We start from the raw sequence: 19,119 nt of genomic DNA, 5'->3' as shown, positions 1-19,119 counted from the left end.
TCTTTTTTCATGAAAACAGGATCATTTCCCGATCAACCTTTCCAGCCGTGCCATCATATCTTCCTTTTCCTTCAGCATCCGCTCGTACAAAGTAATTTTTTCCTCGTGAAGCTGAAAGAACTTTTCGACGGGATGAAAGTTAATCGTGCCGTTGTTGAATGAATTTTCAAAAGCAGTATCCTGAAATGTATTCGCAATAATGTTCACAGTCTTCTCTTCATCAAAGTTCCGGATCGCTTCAGCCGGAATTTTAAGAATGGCCGCAACTTGCTCCAGAATGTCGGAATCGATCTGTTCTTTTTGTTCGAGTAAAAAAATTTTTTGCTGGTTCCAGTCTTCGCCGAGCTCAAACGCGAGTGCGTCCTGTTTGATCGAGAGCATTTCGCGGAAACGTTTCAGATTGCGGCCTTCGTGGATTTTCAGGCTGGAGGTAGTATGTGTCACCCGGCTGAGGCTTTGGTTAAAAAGACAAGTTATACAATGACTCCGGGAAATGTTCGGATAACTTCCCGCATTGCGATATAAGTTACCGTGCGCAGTTCTCAGGCACGATGCGCGGTCATTCTCCGCTGCAGAATACCTCGTTCTGGCTACAAATTGGTTTGATTTGGCTACAACGGTACCTTTTCCAAACCCGAACTTTGCTGGCTCAAACTTAAAGCAGACGAAAAATGGAAGTACAAAGTAAAGTGGCATTGGTTACAGGTGCCAATCAGGGAGTAGGATTTCAGATTGCCAAAGCCCTCGCCGATCAGGGCTATACCGTTTATGCAGGCTCACGCAACCTGCAGAACGGGATAACGGCTGTCGGGAAAATCGGCGGCAAAGCCCGGGCAATCCAGATCGATGTTACGGATAAGAATTCCGTTGAAAAGGCAGTTTCAACCGTACAGCAAGAGTTTGGCCGGCTTGATCTGCTGGTGAACAATGCAGCTATTTCGCATGCAGGGGCTCCCGGACGTACGCTGGAAGAAATCATGGCCGCCAACCGCCCCAGCATCAGTTCGGTAGATGAAATGCGGACGGTTTGGGAAACCAATGTTTTCGGTGTGGTCGTCGTAACGCAGGCATTCCTGCCCTTGCTGCGCAAAGCCACAGCGCCGCGGATTGTAAACGTCTCCAGCGGATTGGCTTCCCTTACGCTTGCCAGGGACCCGCAAAATCCTTATGCCCCGCACTATGAACTGATTTATGGCGCATCCAAAACGGCCATGAATGCAGTTACGGTTGCATTTGCCAATGAACTGGAAAAGAGCGGGATTAAAGTAAGTGCGGTAAGCCCGGGCTTTACGGCAACAGCGCTGAACAATTTCCAGGGAACCGATTCGGTGGAAGTAGGTTCGCAGGAGCCCGTGCGCGTGGCGCTGGAAGAAGATGGCCCGACGGCGCTGTTTACCGGCCCGAATCAGGAGGTTTACCCGTGGTAAGGAAACTATTTATTTTAAGAACCCGGATCTGCGGTGATGAATTTGCCGCGGATTTTGTTTCCGTTTCTAAATGCATCCCATGAAAAAATCAGATCATATCCGGCTCCGCTCTATTTCTGCCATCCATCAGGCTTTCGGATTGCCCAAACCGCAGCACCCTTTGATAAGCCTCACGCATTTTGACGAAAACAATGCATTCAATCCCGACAAGGCACCGGTGTATGATGTACTGGATTTTTATAAAATAACCTTTAACGTGCAAAACAGCGGCAGGCTGAAATACGGGCAGAGCTATTACGATTTTGAAGAAGGAAGTATGATGTTTATGGCGCCGCAGCAACTGGTCGGCCCTACGGAGTATCACGAGGGAGGAGAATCCTATGTCCTGCTGATCCATCCTGATTTTTTACTGGGCTATTCCCTGGCGCAGAAGATGAAACAGTACAGCTATTTTTCGTACTCCGTCAATGAAGCCCTGCATTTGTCGGATCAGGAGAAAGAAATTGTCCTTTCCATCTATTGTATTATCGAGCGTGAGCTGAACAGCCGTGTGGATGAATTCAGTCAGGAAATTGTGATTGCCCAGATCGAATTGCTGCTAAGTTATGCCAGCCGTTTTTACAAAAGACAATTTGTAACCCGCAGGGCAACTTGCACCACGATTCTGGAAAGAACAGAATGTGTCATCAACGATTATCTCAACAACCAGAAAGCGCTTGACAGGGGCTTGCCCACAGTGCAGTATTTATCGCAACAGCTGAATGTTTCCTCCGGGTACCTGAGCGATACGCTGCGCTCGCTGATCGGCCGGAATGCCCAGCAGTACATCCATGAAAAGCTGGTTGAAAAAGCCAAAGAGCGGCTGTCGACAACGGATTTGACGGTCAGTTCCATTGCTTACGAACTTGGTTTTGAGCACTCGCAGAGCTTTAACAAGTTTTTTAAAAACAAAACCCGGCAATCACCGCTTGAATTCAGGCAGTTGTTTGTTGGTTCCTGATATTCAGGCAGTGTTACGTTGCCATGGGCCTGAATTCCGGTGGCCGTTCTACAAAGTATGTGCAGACTGCACGCAGCCTGAACGGATTTCCGCTATCCGTATACACTTTACCGTTTGGTTCATGTGCTTTCCTGATCTTTTCAATCTGCTGCCGCTCATTTTTCCGGAGCCGGTCCTGCGGCATGCCTGTACATTTGCAACAGGTTACGGATTCAGTTTGGAGATGGAAAACAGGTTTCCTTCGGAGTCAAATAACAGTTCCAAGATGCAGTCGAGCTGTGTTTCACCACTTTTGATCCAGTTCAAGCTTGCTGACTTGAAACGCATGTTCTGAGACTCGCCGTCGTAATGCGTAATGGCAAAACCCTGAAAGTCCATGGGTTTTCCGGTAGTTGGTTTTAATTGATCTCCCACTTTGAACATTCGTCCATTAGCCTGTCCAACCGCTATTTTATCATCGAGCAGATGCCACGCATCCAGTTTACCTTTCAGAAAATACAGCTTACACTTTCCATAGCTGTACAGCTTCAGGGTATCTTCATCCATTTCAGAGTAAACATCGGATATGCTGTCAGGCTTTCCCAGGGTTGTAATGCATTCCGCAAAGCTGCCACCCAGCAGCAACCCTTCCGATTTTATTACCGGACTGATCAGCGCAATCTGACGAACATCGATTACCGGATTTTGTGCCTGCAAGCCGGCCATTTTCAAAATAAACAGGAACAGTAATTTATGTTTCATTGATTTACAATTTAAATTCGGCAGATCCTCGTCAGCCATTTTTTACATTGAAAAATTACGAAGTGCCATGAATTATCATTTTCTGAATAAATGGCATCAAAGCTTGCATACAGCCGGACTACGCTCCTAAATATCGCAAATAGTTTACAAGAATGCGCCTGCAGGCTTACTTTCTGATGATCTGCAAGCTGGAACCAACCGGAACTTCGCACCGGCGTGCGGATTGGGAGAGGTAACCGGAACCATAATAAAACTCCGTTTTACGCCGCTTTCCACCCCATTCCAGAAAGCCTGCCGCATCCAGTGTCTGCAGTTTTCTGAACGTAGTGCGGAGGGGCTTTGTATGCGTGTAAACTTCCAACTTGGCCGAATTGCCTGCACCGGCCAGTAGCGATTTTCCGTCCTGCGATACCAGCTCAACCAGCGACCTGCTGTCACCGCGCAAACCCAGTCCGTCCGAAGCCGGATTCACCAGAACAAAATTTCCTTTTCCATCGCCTCTGAGGCACATTCCATACATGGCATCAAAACGTCCGATCGAAGCATCCGGCGCATACGAATTCCCGGAAAGAATCAGATCCAGGTTGTTGTCGCCATCCAGATCTTTCGCCAAAATACCATTTACCGGCGCAAACTGTGCCTGCACGGGCAGCGGACGAATGGTGAACTTGCCCTTTCCCCGATTTTCAATGTAAGAAGAAGAAAAATACGTACCTTTTAACGCAGCAGCCTTGTGAAGCAGTTCAGGTGAAAGCACGTCCTGCACTGTAGCTCTGGCATAATCATCATATAAAAAAAACTTTTTGCCGAGCCTTGGCATCTGGCGTACCAGCGCATCCCTTGACGGCCAGGGGTAATTTTTGCCTTGAATAAACCAGGAAAGCATGGACTGGTGCACGCCGCTTCCATCCAGATTCCCGCTGTAAACGGTTACAGGTTCTTCGGCCGAAGCTCGGAAAGGCGTGTTCAGGCCCATATTCCCAAGTATGTAATCGGTGTCGCCATCATTGTCCATATCCGCCCCGGCAATGCTGTTCCAGCAGCCGGAAGTTTCGCCCAGTCCCGCAGAGGCAGTTACATTCACCAGTTTTCCACCCTGATTTTTAAAAAAAGCAACCCGCATCCATTCGCCTGCAACCACCAGATCGATGTATCCATCATCGTCAAAATCTGTCCACAAGGCCGAGCTGACCATGCCGATGTGGCGAAGTTCTGCGGATACATCCCGGGTTATATTGGTAAATTTTCCGCCGTCATTCCGGAGCACGTAGCTTTCGGGCGCTACCGGATACTGGCCGGGAACAAGCCTGCCGCCTACAAAAAGATCAAGGTCGCCATCGCGGTCAAAATCAGCCGCCGTCACGCAGGACTTGCTGGCACGCATTGCAGGTAATGCATCAGCAGCTTTTGTAAATTCTCCTTTTCCGTTGTTTTTGTAAAACCGGTCCTGATAAAACGTGGAACCGGTTTCAAACTCACTGCCGCCGCTCGCTATGTACAGATCAAGATCGCCGTCACGGTCTGCATCAAAAAGCAGGATGCCCGCGTCTTCGCCGGCCTGGTCAGCAGTAAATTCGCGACGGACAAACTTTCCGCTGGCTTGCTGCAGGTAGTAAGTTGCCGGCAAACCCGCAGCACCACCGATAAAAAGATCATCCAGACCATTTCCATCTATATCACCTGCCGCCATGGAAGGGCCGATCCTGGAATAGGTTTGCGGCATCAGTACATGCGTGGAAAAATCGGATTGGTTATTTTCGGTATGTGTGTAGTCAAGCCCGATATCGCGGGAAACTTCGGTAAAAACGGGTTGAAGCGGTTTGTCAAAAGCCGGTAATGCTGCGGCAGCATCTTTGTAATCCAAAACCAGCCGCTGACCGGACGCTACGTTCAAAAGCCGCTGCATGCTTCCGTTCGGCCACCGGATTTCCAGGGTGTCAATCCTGCCTGCACTGCCCAGCCCAAAATGAATGGTATGATCTACGGTGGACTGAAAGCCCCGGTACAGGGTTTGTTCGTAAACCTGCATTTGTCCGCCATAATGCAGCGTCACCTTTGCGCCCAGACCGAGCCGGTTCAGGCTGTCGCCTTGGAGTGAAAGCTGAATCCAATGGTACTTTCCACGCTTTTGCAATTCGTTTTTGTATACAAATGCTTTTTCATTGACATTATTGACCACCAGATCCAGGTCGCCGTCATTATCCAGGTCAGCGAAGGATGCACCGTTGGAAAACGACGGCTGATCGATTCCCCAGTCTTCTGCTTCTGCGAAAGTCAGGTCACCTTTGTTGCGAAAAAGATAGTTGTGCACTTTGACGCCTTTCAGGTTTTCCATCAGTTTCAACAATTTAGCATTCGCCTGGTCCTTTTCCTCGAACATGGTCGTCTGCTGACTGTATTTGATAAAATCCTTATCGGTCATATCCTTCAAATGGCCGTTGCTGATAAACAGGTCGCAACGGCCGTCATTGTCAAAATCGGCAAACAAAGGACTCCAGCTCCAATCGGTTTTGTCGACTCCTGCCAGCTGCCCTATTTCACTGAAATGACCGTCGCCATTGTTAAGTTGCAGCGTGTTGCGCATGTACTGCGGCTGGTAGCCCATCTGCAGCATAAAATCAAACTTTTCATTAGACATGCCCGCCGCCATGATCTTCTGGCGGTAATTTCCCTCCGGCAACATATCCAGCACCACCACATCCTGAAAACCGTCATTGTTGTAATCGGCCACATCCACGCCCATCGCATTGTAACTCTGGTGCTTCATGTATTCGCCGATGCGGTTGGTAAAAGTGCCGTCCTGGTTGTTGATGTACAGCAAATCATTGCTGAGAAAGTCATTGGCTACGTAGATATCCGGCCAGCCATCGCCATTCAGATCATTCACAGCCACACCCAGGCCATAACCTTCGATTGAAATACCGGCCTGCGCGGATACATCCTTGAAAACCGGGTGGCCAGCAGCTCCGGCACCTTCATTTCTCAGCAATTTATCCGTATTGGCGGCTTCTCCGTGCGAGCGCACAGGCATGAGGTTGTTGACCGCACGGGGGGAATGATCATGCGTAAGCAGGTAGGCGTCCAGATCGCCGTCGTGATCGTAATCAAGAAATGCGGCCTGCGTGCTGTAACCCGTATCCGCCAGTCCGTAAGCCTCCGCCGACTCAGTGAACTTGTTGTTGCCTTTGTTGATAAAGAGCAGATTGGCGCGTTCGGCGGGAACTGTGCTGCCTGCGCGACTGACATAAATATCCAGCAACCCATCGGCATTCAGATCCGCCATGGCAACACCCGTGCACCATCCTTTTGTAGCAACGCCTGCTTTTTCAGTAATGTCTTCAAACTGCATATTTCCCTTGTTAAGGTACAGTTTTGAAGACACCATGTTTCCTGAGAAGAACAGATCGGCAAGTCCGTCATTATTAATGTCGCCGAGCCCCACACCGCCTCCGTTATAGAAATACATGTATTTCAGAATGTTGAGCGAGTCGGTTTGCCGGATGTCATTGGAAAAATCAATACCGGTTTCCTGTGAGCTCAGCAAACGAAACAGCGGCTCTGCCGACTTTTTCCGGCAGCCGAAAAAGATCAGTAAAATAAAAAAACAATGCAGGTACGTTCTTTTCATCATGAACTAGGAAAACTGATTTTCGAGCTTTTCAAGCGAAACGCCTTTTGTTTCGGGCATAAGCAGCACGACGAACAATAATTGCAGCACCATAAGCAAGTCAAAGCCGGCAAACAGGATCCAGGTTTCAACCCGATGAATCAAAACAGTCCCAAAAAGTGTGGTCAGTCCGGCAAATACATGGAGCAATCCCGACCCCCACGCCTGCCCGAATGCGCGCATCCTGGTCGGAAAGATTTCAGCAACAAAAACCCAGATTACCGCACCCTGCCCGATGGCATGCGAACAGATAAAGACAAGCATAAACGACAGTACAAACCATGCGGACAAACCTGCGTAGAAACCCCATGCGATCATCGACAAACCCAGAATATAGCCAGCTGATCCTGCAAGCATGAGCTGCCTTCTTCCTGCCCGGTCAATAAAATACCTGCCGGCAAGGGTCGCCAGCAGATTTACAACTCCAATAAAAACCCCGCCGAGCAGCGATTGCGACATTTCCAGTCCGGCCTGTTTCAAAATCTGCGGGGCATAGAAAAGCACAAAACTGATACCGGAAAACTGGTTGAAAAAGACCATCAGCAGCGTAATCAAAAGCACTCTGGAGTACTTTCCTGAAAAAAGACCAGCCTTTGCATATTCCTCTTTTTGCATAACCGATTTTTTAGCACGCATGGACCATCGCGGACTTTCCGGAATGCCTGCTGCCAGTAAAATGTAAATGAATGCGATCAATCCCGTTGCACCGGCCATAAACCGCCAGTCGTCCGAACCGCCCAGGTCTGAAAGCAAATAATTGGAAATGTAGGCAAGCAGAATACCGGACACCAGGTTAATCTGAAAGAGTATTCCCATTTTACCCCGGTCCTTTGCATCACTGATCTCGGCAATGTAGGTAGGAGCGGCAATGGCGCCGATGCCTGCCGCCAACCCGCCGATAAAACGAAAAGCGGAAAACATATAGGGTGAAACGGACAATGCAGTCCCGAGCGAAGCAGTTATAAATAATGCGCCTGTGAGCAGCAAAGCCGCTTTTCTGCCCCAGTGCTCAGTGGGGTAACCTCCGATCCATGCCCCCGCCACAGCACCCCAAAGTGCAATGGAAACAATGAAAGTACCATGAAACCAGTCCGAAGTCGTCCATATCTGTCTTACCGATAAGTTGATGCCGGAAATCACAATGGAATCAAAACCGGAAAGCAAGCCTGTCAGCGACACGATCAGCACACGGCGGAATGTCCTGCGATCCATACGGGATGCCGTACCTGTATTGTGCATATTAAAATCAGGTTGAAGCTCTGACAATCAGTGACGTAGGCAATGTAATGACCTCCGCCGTTTTTTTCGTCAGAGCCGGATTGCGCAGCTTCGACATCAATGTATCAATCGCCTTTTGGGCAATTGCCTCAATAGGCTGAGCAACCACGGTAATTCCGGGCCGGTGTATGCGGAAAAGATCGTGGTCGTCAAAGGAAATCATGGCCATGTCGTCCGGAATGCGAAGTCCCATCTGATTGATTACTTCCAGCCCGGCGATACCCAGATAGTTTGTTCCGAACACTACTGCATCCAGCTTGTTCCGGCTGAATATTTCGCTGATATCCTGCAAGTATTCCTCGTACCCGCCTTTGAATGGCAAGGGAAACACGTAAGTAGCCAGCCCGTTGTCCGCAATGGCTTTTTTGAACCCGATAATCCGGTCCTCTTTTTCCGGGTCGTCCAACGCAATGGCTATCAGACCAATGTCTTTTGCACCGCGTGCAGCCAGGTGTTCTACGGCACGGTACATGCCGCCCTGGTTGTCGACCATTACTGCGTCGGTACCGTCGTTTCCGAAATACCGGTCAAACAAAACCACACTTTTCCCTTTTTCATGCATTTCGCGGATTTCCTGCTCCATACCCTGCGTCGGCGCAACGATGCAGCCATCCACGCTGAGCGTGGAGAACATGGTCAGGAAATCCTTTCCGCGGGTCACGTCATTTTCTGTACTGCAATACACGATCCTGTACCCGTTCTGGTAAACCTTTTCCTCGATCAGCCTGGCGATGCTGGCATAAAAAGGATTGGAAATATCCTCCACCATCAGACCGATAATGTTTGTCCGGCCCGTGCGCAGGCTCTGTGCGAACTGATTGGGCCGGTAACCCAGGTTTGCCGCTTCTGCCAGCACTTTCTCGACCAAGGCCTCGCTGATCCGCCGCTCCTTTGCCTTGCCATTCAGAATAAATGATATTGTTGTTTTTGAAACATTGAGCTTCTTGGCAAGGTCGCTCATGGATGGTTTCGAATCTGTCATGATTTGTTAAGCAAGCCTAAATGGGCAAGGTCATTTTTGAAGGATCGGTTCAGGCCAGTCGTCACTCCGGAAGGGCAGCGCAGGCAGCCCGTCCTTGTTTTGCAGATTGGTTACCGGAAAATTAGTAAATGCGTAACGAACCGCCACAGGATTTTTCACCTTGTGGCAGGTTAGTACAATGTGGTTTTCCTCAATCCTGGCTTCAGCAGGATAAAAATTTTTGTCCGCTCCTGCTATGAAGAAGTGTTCCGGTGCATTTCCGTTGTTTGTTTCAAGTCCGTTCCGAACCGTTTCAGAGAGAAAATGTACTGCCACTTCCTTTTTCCCGAACAATGCAAAGTCAAACTTCGGTCCCTGATAAGCGATGCTGAGGGCGCCGTAAGTCCGGTTCAATGCTGTTTTTGCAAGACGTACGCCAATGGGCTTTTTGTTTTTGGGATGCAGATCTCTGGACTCGCCTACATCCATGGTTACAACCATCCCGGTATTTCCCAAACTGCTTATATGTTCCTGTGCTTCCCGAAAGAACGCGTAATCAGCCAGCGCGGCATCATCCTGATCATACCAGAACGGTGCGACCTGTACGTAGTACAACGGCAGATTTCCCTGTTTGAAAGCCGTTCGCCAGCTCTGGATCATCGTCTGGGTAAGCCGCGTATAACTTTCCCGTTCGCTGCGGTTTGACTCGCCCTGATACCAGATAAAACCTTTGACAGACAGGTTAACAAACGGATGGATGATCGCATTGTAAAGCAGAAACGGTCTTGTCACTTTCTCAAACGTAAAGCCGCCATCCATCTTTTCCTTTGATTTCGGGCTGTCAAGATAAGGCTGTAAATAAACGCGGTTGAGCATGGTATCCGCTGCCAGCACTTCCCGCGGCACATAAGCCTGCGCCGACGAGGCACCGATTCCTGTAAAAACAAGGCCGATCGGCACATGGAGTTTTGCAAACAGCTCTTTTCCGAAATGATAGCCTACCGCGCTGAACGTGCGCACAGAACCGGGTGTACATTCCTGCCAGGTTCCGCCGATGCTGTCCAAGGGTTCATTGCTGAAATTTAGCCCGGCGCTGAACAGGCGGATTTGCGGGTAAACAGCCGCGGGTACTTCCTTCGCCGAATCCAGCGTTTCGTGCATTTTAAACTGCATATTCGACTGCCCGCTGCAAATCCAGGTTTCACCGATCAGTACATTGTCCAGAACCTGCGTTTCACCGGCGCCGGAAACGGTAATCCTGTGTCTGGTAAAATCGCCCGGCCGCACTGCCGGAACCGGGATAATGCCCAGAAACTGATTCCCTGCATTCGCGGAAATACTGACCGGCGCATCCATCCAGTCAGCCTGAATTGTGACGGTGGTTCCGGCAGGCGCATGGCCCCATACTTGGAAAGGCTGGTTTTGCTGCACCACCATATTGCTTTGCAAAACCGGACTTAATTTAACCTTTTTGACGTTTTGCGCATGCACCGGTAATGCCATGCAAAACAGGACTATGATAATTTTGACTTTCCGAATATTCATGTTGGCAAGATAGGATAAATCAATGTGCTGTGAAGTTTTTCAAACGAATTGTCCTGATTCCGAAACGAGGCATCGCCACGCTTACAACCGACTTTTCACTCTCATTCCGGAGGACAAGTCCCTCCTTTTCTGATCCGTTCAATTCGATCAGATTCGCTGAACCTGCTTTTCCGCCAAGCACAACTTTCCTGGCGCGGGCATCGCCGTCTGCATTGAAAAGCCTTATCAGAAGATCATTCCCGTCTACCAAAGTGGCCGTGACCTGATAACCCGTGCCTGTTACATCGACGAGTGATTTCCCGGCTTTCTTTGCTGTACTTGACAGCATGGCAAAAGCGGGTTCATTCCAGGTTAATACTTCGCCTGAAATGCCTGCTTTGTCCCACTTGCCGGCATGCGGCACCAGTGCGTAACGCATTTTCGTAGGGCCGGTAATGGTATGATTTCTGCCCCAGAGTCCGGCACCTGAATACTGCACATTCAGTCCGAGCGGAAAATTTTCACCATGCGTGTAGGTCGTGGTGTGGTCTGAAAGCAGCGCCAGACCCATGTTTTTCTTTGCATCATACAAATCTACCCAGCTGACCATCAGGTTATGCTTGATGCTGTCCCACCGGCTGAAAAAGGTGTTTTCCAGTTTGCTTTCCGTTACATCGAACGGGGCGTCCTTGTAGATTTTTTCAGATACGAAATTAACCGGAAACAATGCGAGCAGCTTTTGGCTGTCGTCGTAAAATGGCTTGTGGTAATCTTTCGGATCAATTTTTTCGTGCTGTTTATAGTTGCTGCCAATGCCGATATTGCTTTTCCAGTCGATTACAATGCCGCATTCAATTTTGCGTTCACCTTGCCGGAGGGTAATGGTTTGGATAAAGGGACTGGAAAGCAGCTCGCCTTCAATCTGCGCCGTTACAACCAGCGGCCCGTTTTCGATCATGCGGATCGTCACAGGTACTTCGGCTGTTGAATGGTACCCGCCGTGATCATAGAAATTGCCGCGCAGCTCATTGAACGAACGTTCACTTTCCGGATCTACAAACTCTTTGTTACCCAGCGTTTTTACCACCAGACTTTTGATACTCCCGCCTTTTGATTTATTTAAAACCAGTTTGTAATGATCCGTTTCGAGGACAACATCCCCGGAAGCCATTACCGCAGCTTTGGCACCGGCTGTTTTCTGAGGCTTTTTCCTGACCAGGCTGTATTGACTAAATCCCATCGCAGGAACCTCCGCTTTGAAATAAAGCATTCGCCCGCCGGCAGGCTGCACAGGCATTTCGTTGTTTTTCAAATCCAGCACGCTAACGGCATTGGCATTTGCTCCTTCCGGGAGTTGCAATGCAACATTTTCTGTTCTGACATTGCCGGTTGTATTGTAAACACGGGCATATGCATTGCCTGCAACATTGCCTGCTCCAATAATCCGGTCGCTGATTTGATTGGCAGTATCCGTCCACACCACCACCTTGTCGGCCCAGGTATCGCCGCGTTTACCATGATACGGAACGATCCAGCAGTCGTGGTGCTGAGCCAGCATCAGCCCGCGCCAGGCTTCGTCGATAGCGGCTTGCGGCCAGGGTATGTTACTGTAAATTTTATTTAAAGCTGCCATTTTCTCCGCCCTTACGATCCTGTTTTCCGAAACCCGCACCTGCTGCGCGATCTTTTGCAGAATCTGCGAGCCCCAAACCAGACTTACCTGCATATCCTCCTGTGAAAAATGCCAGTCCTGACTCGTTTTTCCAATAGAAGTACTGGCAAAATAGCTCCGCCAGGTCTTGTACTCGGTGGGCTGATAACCTTTTTCACCATTGCCGATCCACGGGCCATTTCGCCAGCCCGCGTCCTGCAAAGTCATTGCAACCGGATTTTCAATACCTGATTTTAAAGCGTCACGGATGTATTTCGGGGAGTTGGTCCACGCTTCGGTTTGCCACGTAGAGTTGGGTTCCAGTCCTTCGCTGCCATAGCGCGGCACGGTGGTGATACGCGAGCCGTCCGGCCCGATCCAGTTCACCAGCTCGCCGCCAAAAGCCCGCGTATAACCGCCCCAGCACGTGTTCGGATTTTTCAGCGAGGCATATTTATAACCGAACGAATTCAATATTTGCGGCAATGCACTGGTGAAGCAAGGTTCTTCCGACGAATAAGTTGTGAAGACAGCTGACGGAAAATGGCTTTTTACCTTTTTGATACCATAATCAAAATGCCGGATAATGCTCTCACCGGAAATGTTGTACAAATAACTCTGGCCATAAGCCGGACTGACGTATTCCATGCGGCCCGTAAGTGACTGATCTTCGAAAAGCTTCTGAAATTCGGCCAGCGCTTCCGGCTCACGCACCTTTACAGAATCCCAGGTTTCCGGTTCGATTTCAAGATTGATTTTCCAGAACGGGTTCCTTTTCAGTTCATCCACCACGAATTGGGTATAACCCACGGGGTAATGCCCGTACACGCCGCCGTGATAGCCATCTATAAAATAGGCTTTCTGCGCAAATGTTCCGATGGACAGTAAAACCATCGGAACAAACAACTTGAAAGGGTTCAGGAATGTCAAAAAGTAATTTTTCAAGGGTTCAGGATTAAGGTTAAGGGCAGGAATCAGTCGCCAAAATTTTCATCGGGTGAGGGCCCACTGTCACTTCCGGAGTGCCGCCAGAAGTGATATCGGTATAGTCCAGAAAGCATTTGCTGTACGCTTTTCCATTGAGCTTGGCGCTTTGAATGTAAATGTTGACCGGTGAATTGTCGGGCGCGACAATCGTAAACTGCCTGCCTCTGGCATATGCCGGACCCGGCCGGATGGCCACTTTTTCAAAAACCGGACTGGCGATTTCAAAACGGTTCTTGCCAGGACAAACCTGATTTAACCGGACGCTGAAACGGCGTCCGGAGTAACATATGATGCATTTTTCAATAGCCCGGATTTTGCGGAAGCTCAGGATTTACGTCGCGCTCACGCTGCGGCAGCGGGAAAAGATAATAGATCGGTTTTACGGCAATGGATTTTGCTTTCTGAACTTTCGCTTCCAATGTACCCGTCCGCACCAGATCATACCAGCGGTGGCCTTCTGCTACAAATTCCTTTCTGCGCTGATCCAGTATTTCTTCCTTCAAAGCGGTACCCGTAAGGTTCACTTCTGCCAGCTTTGCCCTTTTCCGTACCAGATTGACATATTGATTGGCAACCGCTGTATTTCCCAGCTCCGCCTGCGCTTCGGCATAGGTCAGCAATACATCGGAATAACGGATCACGGGAAAATCCTGCTGCGAATCGCCCGCTACCGGCTCGGCTGTTCTGTCCCAGTATTTCTGAATGTAAATGTCATTGAGCTTGATGGTTGCGCCTTTGTCATTCACAAACTCGGTCAGGAAAGTGACTTTTTTACGCTCATCCTGATCTGAAAAAGAATTATAAAGATCCTTGGTAGCAGCCTGCCAGCCCTGCGTATTGCGAATTCCCGAAATTTCCCTGGAAAGCTCCGGCGGCAAAAGGCGCACATTGAACTGACCGAATTCCCAGAAAGAAATACTTCCGCCACCGTCGCCAAAGCTCACCGAAAACAGCGCTTCTTTGCCATTGCGATTGGTATGTCTGAAAACATCCGCAAAACTGGCCCATAACGCATATTTGTCAGACTGAATCACCTCCAATGCTTTTGAGGAAGCATTCTGGTAATCTTTACGGGTCAGATATACCTTTGCCAGCAAGGCTTTTGCTGCACCCTGCGTGGCGCGCCCTTCCTGGATCTCGCCATCAGGCGGCAATGCTTCTGCCGATTTCAAATCGCTGATAATCTGATCATATACTGCATTGGCATCGGCAACGCCGGGATTCAGCGGCTCTTCCTCTTTAACCAGCAGCGGCACGTTCCCGAACATTCTGACCAGGTTGAAATAAGCCAGCGCCCGCAGGAACCTGGCTTCGTTGACAAGCCGGTTTTTCAAAGTCTCCTCCATATCGATCGGCGGAATGCGCTCGATAGCAATGTTGGCAAGCGTAATGGTTTTGTAGTGGATGCGCCAGATGGTGCCTACATTGCCGTTTTCAGCATTCCATGAAAAAGTGGCGAGCTGATCGTTGGCAATGGCGCCTTCCTGTTTGTTGATCAGCTCGTCGGAAGCCAGTCCGGCCGCAATCCATGTGGTGCTGTGGTAAATACCTTCCGGCCCTGAAGAAGTGGAGCCCAGATTGGAATATACGGAATTGACAGCAGCCGTCGCATCTTCAGCAGTCTGATAGAAACGATCCTGTGCAATGCGGTCCTGCGGATCTTCTTGAAGAAAATCCTCACAGGAACTGAGCCACAGCAAGCCGGTCGCAAGAAGCATTCCGGATATTTTGATGATTTTATAACTTTTCATTTTTGGTAATTAAAATCGGGTTTGAAACTAGAATCCAAAGTTGATACCAACTGTGTAAGTCTTGGCCTGCGGATATCCTCCGAAATCAACGCCTACGATATTGGTGGTGCCGCCGTAGGCATTGCCTTCCGGATCATAACCGCTGTAATCGGTGAGTGTCCACAGGTTGGTTGCACTTACATAAATCCGCGCACTGGCCAGTCCGGCTTTTTTGAGCACGGTTCCGGGAAGATTGTAGCCCAGCGTAATGTTTTTAAGACGCACATAGGAAGCATCCTCCACAAAGCGCGATGAGAAGACGTTGTCGTTGGCCGTAGCCAGAGCACGGGCGTATTTGTTGCTGCGGTTCTCGGGTGTCCACCGGCCCAGACCGGCTTCGGCAAGTACGTTTTGCTTGCCATTCACATTGGCCAGGTCACCCCGGTTCTGGTTTACCATCTCGTTTCCCTGTGACCCCTGAAAGAAAACAGATAATGTGACTCCTTTGTAGGTGACCGTGTTGTTTAAACCCCAGGTAAAATCGGGTTGTGCCGAGCCGATGATGGTACGGTCAAAATCATTGATTATGCCGTCAGGCGTTCCGGCCGGGCCGCTGATATCCTTGTATTTACGATCACCCGCTGATGGCGTTTGTCCTGCAATGGCCGGACTGTTTTTGGCTTCTTCGTCTGTTTGGTAAATTCCATCGAACACATAGCCGAAGAAAGTACCGATCGGCTCGCCTTCACGGAGAATATTGCCGCCTACGCCCAGGTTTACATCTTCCTTGCGTGCCAGATTGGTGATTTTATTACGGTTTACAGAAACATTCAGCGACGTATTCCACTGTACTTTCCCGTCCAGGTTCACCGAGTTGACGGCCACATCGATACCGCGGTTGCGTACGTTGCCGATGTTCAGCAAAGTATTGTCAAAACCGCTGGTGTACGGAATGGGCGTATCCAGAAGCAGGTCTATCGTATTTTTGTTATATGCCTCGAACGTGAAATCAAGTCTGCCTTTGAACACCGACAGATCGATCGCTGCATTCAGCTGGTCGGTAGTTTCCCATTTCAGTTCCCGGTTGGGATAGGAAACCGGTTCGCGGCCACGGATTATTTCCTGACCGGTTGTCGAGAAAACCCCCTGCCCGATCGCGCCGATCAGTGCCAGCGAACGGTACGGCTGAATGGACTGATTACCCGTACGGCCATAGCTCGCGCGGAATTTCAGGTCCTGAATAAAACGGACCGGTTTCATGAAGTTTTCCTCAGTCACCTTCCAGGCAAATGCCGCTGACGGGAAGAAACCGAACTTGCGGCCTTCGGAGAATTTGGATGAACCGTCACTGCGGCCCGTCAGCGTAAAGAGGTACTTGTTTTTCAATGTATAATTAATTCTTCCGAAATAGGAAAGCATGCTCCATTGCAGCTCTCCGTTTGAGGTAGTTTGCGGGTTTTCGGCCGAGCCGATATCATGCCAGCCGGTACGCGAATCGGGGAAGCCGAACGCGTAGGCATTGACAGATTCATTGCGGAACTTCTGTGTTTCCAGCCCCAGCAGCACATTAAAGTTGTTGTCTTTGTTGATCTGCCTGGTGTAATTGAAAGTGTTGGTATTCAGCCACGTCAGCGCCTGCAAGGTGGTCACCGACGCCTCTCCTTTACTGTTTTCTGTTCTTTTCAAAAAGTTGGGGCCGAACGTGTTGGATTTGGTATTCAAAACATCTATCCCGAAACTCGACCGGAATGAAAGCCCTTTGGCGATCTGGTACTCGGCAAAGACAGAACCCAGCATTCTTGAAGTCGTCGTAATCGCCTGGTATTCCTTGGCCTCGGCAACGGGGTTGGCGATCGCATCCCGGCGGTCGTGCTGGAATGTATAGCCGCCCGGCCTTGATGGATCGTAAACAGGCAGAATCGGGTTGAACATCAATGCGTTGGTCACTACGCCCTGAACCACATTTCCCGGACCTGTCAGAACACCGTTTGTCGACATGCGGTTGTAAGACACATTGGCTCCCACTTTCAGGCGCTTGCTTACATCGGTATCCAGGTTCAGCTTGAATGAGTAGCGGCCAAAATCGGAACCGGTCACGATACCATTCTGCTTGAAGTAACCACCGCCCAACGCGTAGCGCGTCTTTTCATTTCCTCCGGCAACGGATAGCTGGTAATTGGAAATCGATGCTTTGCGGAAAAGCTCGTTCTGCCAGTTGGTACCTTCGCCGTAACTTGCCGGGCTGGCATAAACAGGTGCCAGTTTCGCATTCACCTGCGCCTCGTTCACCAGCTCTGCGTATTGCGTTGCATTGAGCAAATCAAGTGTTTTGGTTACCTGCTGACTGCCGTAGTAAGTTTCGATATGGATGGAAGCCTTACCCGCCTTGCCTTTGCGCGTGGTGATCAGGATCACACCATTGGCAGCCCGCGAGCCGTAAATAGCAGTGGCAGAAGCATCTTTAAGCACTTCAATGGATTCAATATCACTGGGATTGATGGTCGACAAAGGGTTAATGGAAGGACCGCGGCCGCCGGCAGACATTTCATTGGTATTGTTGTTGATCAGCATGCCGTCGATCACATACAACGGCTCGCTGCTGGCACTCACGGAAGTGGTCCCGCGGATCCGAATGTTCGTTCCGCCTCCGGGAACTCCGTTGGATTGCACCACCTGCACCCCAGCGGCGCGCCCCTGCAAAGCCTGGTCAAAGGTGGCGACCGGCACTGCTTTCAGCTCCGTGGAGGAAATGGATGCGACCGAGCCGGTCAAATCCGACTTTTTTACGGTTCCATAACCCACAACGACCAGCTCGTCCAGGTTTTGCAGATCTTCCTGCATGGTTACGTCGATCTTCGACTTTCCGTCTACCGGTACTTCCGCAGGCGAATAGCCGATAAAGGAAAACAGCAGCACGTCATTTCTGCCCGTCACATTCAGCGAATACGTACCATCGGCATTGGTAACCGTTCCGGTGGAGGTGTTTTTTATGATGATGTTGACACCGGGCAAAGGCTCTCCCCGGGGATCTGTGACCTTCCCGGTCAGCTGCGACTGTGCTGCCGCTTTCACCCAAAACAGGATAAAAAAGACACAAAGTGGTAAAAAGCTTTTCATAAATACAGGGAATCAGGTTAGAAATAAAGCAGTCTTCAATACGCTAAATCGATTTATTGTACTAAGTAAATCGATTTAGCATAAATAGAAAAAATATTTATGGAAATATTTATATAAATTTGAAAGGTAGCCCTAATCTCCACTTCCAGGCCCTACTTGACCATAGGCCTGTGACCAGTGCCTTCGGGCGGGAAGCGAGCTTGGATGGTCTGCTGTAACGCTTGTAAAAGTACGGATGAAAACTATTCTCTGACGCTTTCGACCGTGTACACAAAGCTGTCTGCGCGATAGTATCCCAGGTTATATTCAATGGGTCTATTTCCCTGGTCAAAGACAAAGCGCTTTCTGAAGAGAATAGGACTTCCTGTTTCCACTTCCAGCTTGGCAGCGATGAATTTGTTAGCGGCAATTGCGCTAACTTCTTCTTTGGAAAGCGTCGCAATGACGTGATGGTCTTTTTCCAGAATGTCATAAAGCGGCCGCTTGAAATCCTCTTCGCCCGTCAGGCCGACCCTGGGATGAAAGTAGGAAATAAAGTATACAAACGGCCCGTCCATTTTTCCCCGGAGACGTTCCAGTTTCAGAATTTTTTTCCCGGGATCCATGTCAAAGAAAGCAGCTGTTTTCTCATCCGGAGTTACCCAGGTTATGTGCAGCTCAAAGTTTTTAACGTCGATACCACGCGCATTCATTTCCTGCGTAAAACTAAGCCAGTTTTTTGATTTAGAGCTGATAACAGGTTCTGCCACCTTCGTGCCGATTCCTTTTTTCCTGACCAGCAATCCCTCGTATACCAATTTGTTCAAAGCTTGCCGCAACGTCGATCGGGAAATGGCCAGCTGCTTGGCCAGATCCAGCTCATTCGGAAGAAATTTCCCGTTCAGATGCTCGGGATCACTGATCATCGTACGCAACAGGTTTTCTGCCTGAATGTGCAAAGGAACCGGGCTTTTATGATCAATACTGAGCTTCATAATAGACAAATTGAATAAATAAGGACAAAACTAGCAAATTCAGGTTCTTTAAAGCATTTGGA

General features: G+C 49.5%; 14 protein-coding genes. 2 read left to right on the top strand and 12 right to left on the bottom strand.

Going from position 1 to position 19,119, the window contains the following annotated elements:
- Positions 1 to 21 precede the first annotated feature (21 nt).
- Positions 22 to 444 carry a helix-turn-helix domain-containing protein gene (locus tag FEM55_RS25130; protein ID WP_212748312.1) on the bottom strand — a complete coding sequence of 141 codons (423 nt, stop codon included), beginning with the start codon at positions 442 to 444 and terminating at the stop codon, positions 22 to 24.
- A 227-nt stretch (positions 445 to 671) separates the two neighbouring features.
- Between FEM55_RS25130 and FEM55_RS15320 the strand changes: the two genes are divergently transcribed.
- On the top strand, positions 672 to 1,427 hold the full coding sequence (locus tag FEM55_RS15320; RefSeq protein ID WP_138282225.1) for an SDR family NAD(P)-dependent oxidoreductase: 756 nt from the start codon (positions 672 to 674) through the stop codon (positions 1,425 to 1,427).
- Between the two features lie 79 nt (positions 1,428 to 1,506).
- Positions 1,507 to 2,427, top strand: a complete 921-nt coding sequence (locus FEM55_RS15315; protein WP_138282224.1) for a helix-turn-helix domain-containing protein — start codon at positions 1,507 to 1,509, stop codon at positions 2,425 to 2,427.
- Between the two features lie 13 nt (positions 2,428 to 2,440).
- Here the strand turns inward: FEM55_RS15315 and FEM55_RS24995 are convergent, their stop codons facing one another.
- The 11 genes from FEM55_RS24995 to FEM55_RS15265 form a co-directional block, all read right to left on the bottom strand.
- Positions 2,441 to 2,611, bottom strand: coding sequence for a hypothetical protein (locus FEM55_RS24995; protein WP_171036565.1), 171 nt, complete (start codon positions 2,609 to 2,611; stop codon positions 2,441 to 2,443).
- Positions 2,612 to 2,631: 20 nt separating this feature from the next.
- Positions 2,632 to 3,168: a hypothetical protein gene (locus FEM55_RS15310; RefSeq protein WP_138282223.1), complete on the bottom strand. Its 537-nt coding sequence runs from the start codon at positions 3,166 to 3,168 to the stop codon at positions 2,632 to 2,634.
- A gap of 166 nt (positions 3,169 to 3,334) precedes the next feature.
- Positions 3,335 to 6,799 (bottom strand): VCBS repeat-containing protein, encoded by a 3,465-nt coding sequence (locus FEM55_RS15305; RefSeq protein ID WP_138282222.1) that lies wholly within the window; start codon positions 6,797 to 6,799, stop codon positions 3,335 to 3,337.
- Positions 6,800 to 6,802: 3 nt separating this feature from the next.
- Positions 6,803 to 8,074 carry an MFS transporter gene (locus FEM55_RS15300; protein ID WP_229209281.1) on the bottom strand — a complete coding sequence of 424 codons (1,272 nt, stop codon included), beginning with the start codon at positions 8,072 to 8,074 and terminating at the stop codon, positions 6,803 to 6,805.
- Positions 8,075 to 8,081: 7 nt separating this feature from the next.
- Positions 8,082 to 9,095, bottom strand: a complete 1,014-nt coding sequence (locus FEM55_RS15295; RefSeq protein WP_138282221.1) for a LacI family DNA-binding transcriptional regulator — start codon at positions 9,093 to 9,095, stop codon at positions 8,082 to 8,084.
- A gap of 30 nt (positions 9,096 to 9,125) precedes the next feature.
- On the bottom strand, positions 9,126 to 10,577 hold the full coding sequence (locus tag FEM55_RS15290; protein WP_171036564.1) for a sialate O-acetylesterase: 1,452 nt from the start codon (positions 10,575 to 10,577) through the stop codon (positions 9,126 to 9,128).
- A 61-nt stretch (positions 10,578 to 10,638) separates the two neighbouring features.
- A complete protein-coding gene (locus tag FEM55_RS15285; RefSeq protein ID WP_212748311.1) occupies positions 10,639 to 13,194 on the bottom strand; it encodes a glycoside hydrolase family 38 C-terminal domain-containing protein in 2,556 nt (851 codons plus the stop codon).
- 16 nt (positions 13,195 to 13,210) lie between these two features.
- Positions 13,211 to 13,525, bottom strand: coding sequence for a glycoside hydrolase domain-containing protein (locus tag FEM55_RS25200; RefSeq protein WP_262710596.1), 315 nt, complete (start codon positions 13,523 to 13,525; stop codon positions 13,211 to 13,213).
- Positions 13,526 to 13,535: 10 nt separating this feature from the next.
- A complete protein-coding gene (locus tag FEM55_RS15275) occupies positions 13,536 to 14,987 on the bottom strand; it encodes a RagB/SusD family nutrient uptake outer membrane protein (RefSeq protein WP_138282218.1) in 1,452 nt (483 codons plus the stop codon).
- 27 nt (positions 14,988 to 15,014) lie between these two features.
- On the bottom strand, positions 15,015 to 18,083 hold the full coding sequence (locus FEM55_RS15270; RefSeq protein WP_138282217.1) for a SusC/RagA family TonB-linked outer membrane protein: 3,069 nt from the start codon (positions 18,081 to 18,083) through the stop codon (positions 15,015 to 15,017).
- 242 nt (positions 18,084 to 18,325) lie between these two features.
- A complete protein-coding gene (locus tag FEM55_RS15265) occupies positions 18,326 to 19,057 on the bottom strand; it encodes a GntR family transcriptional regulator (protein ID WP_138282216.1) in 732 nt (243 codons plus the stop codon).
- Between the last annotated feature and the right edge of the window lie 62 nt (positions 19,058 to 19,119).

This window comes from Dyadobacter sediminis, assembly GCF_005860765.1.
GTDB lineage: Bacteria > Bacteroidota > Bacteroidia > Cytophagales > Spirosomataceae > Dyadobacter > Dyadobacter sediminis.
This window is presented reverse-complemented; position numbering and strand designations above follow the sequence as displayed.

Coding starts and splice junctions, on each gene's coding strand:
- FEM55_RS15320 (WP_138282225.1), top strand. CDS start 672: ATGGAAGTACAAAGTAAAGTGGCATTGGTTACAGGTGCCAATCAGGGA.
- FEM55_RS15315 (WP_138282224.1), top strand. CDS start 1,507: ATGAAAAAATCAGATCATATCCGGCTCCGCTCTATTTCTGCCATCCAT.
- FEM55_RS24995 (WP_171036565.1), bottom strand. CDS start 2,611: ATGCCGCAGGACCGGCTCCGGAAAAATGAGCGGCAGCAGATTGAAAAG.
- FEM55_RS15310 (WP_138282223.1), bottom strand. CDS start 3,168: ATGAAACATAAATTACTGTTCCTGTTTATTTTGAAAATGGCCGGCTTG.
- FEM55_RS15305 (WP_138282222.1), bottom strand. CDS start 6,799: ATGATGAAAAGAACGTACCTGCATTGTTTTTTTATTTTACTGATCTTT.
- FEM55_RS15300 (WP_229209281.1), bottom strand. CDS start 8,074: ATGCACAATACAGGTACGGCATCCCGTATGGATCGCAGGACATTCCGC.
- FEM55_RS15295 (WP_138282221.1), bottom strand. CDS start 9,095: ATGACAGATTCGAAACCATCCATGAGCGACCTTGCCAAGAAGCTCAAT.
- FEM55_RS15290 (WP_171036564.1), bottom strand. CDS start 10,577: ATGGCATTACCGGTGCATGCGCAAAACGTCAAAAAGGTTAAATTAAGT.
- FEM55_RS15275 (WP_138282218.1), bottom strand. CDS start 14,987: ATGAAAAGTTATAAAATCATCAAAATATCCGGAATGCTTCTTGCGACC.
- FEM55_RS15270 (WP_138282217.1), bottom strand. CDS start 18,083: ATGAAAAGCTTTTTACCACTTTGTGTCTTTTTTATCCTGTTTTGGGTG.
- FEM55_RS15265 (WP_138282216.1), bottom strand. CDS start 19,057: ATGAAGCTCAGTATTGATCATAAAAGCCCGGTTCCTTTGCACATTCAG.